Origin of the sequence: Idiomarina sp. Sol25 (genome assembly GCF_033052775.1) — a bacterium.
Classification (GTDB): domain Bacteria; phylum Pseudomonadota; class Gammaproteobacteria; order Enterobacterales; family Alteromonadaceae; genus Idiomarina.
On sequence record NZ_JAUPEW010000248.1, the window covers coordinates 1 to 234 of the forward strand.

The 234-nt window shown below is 54.3% G+C and carries 1 protein-coding gene; it reads left to right on the plus strand.

From position 1 onward, the window contains the following. The coding region (locus Q5L94_RS14160) for a hypothetical protein (RefSeq protein ID WP_317498984.1) at positions 1-234 on the plus strand (234 nt) is incomplete at both ends.

A 234-nucleotide genomic window follows, 5' to 3' on the forward strand; every position in this document is an offset into this window, starting at 1 on the left:
CTTCGCACTATTTGAGAATCGCTCGAGCCTGCGTGTCGCCGACGTCGCGTCAGTCGTGTACCGCGATTTCTGCCTTTGGTATGCCTACACGCTTGTTGTGCGCGCGCCTTTGCCGCCTATCATCCAAAAGGAGCAAATCGACAAGATACATGAATTGCGTCAGACGCGCAGTGACTCAACGCTAGAGCACCTTCTTTCGGAGTTTCTCGAAGTCCCCAAATGGGGCCATTCGCT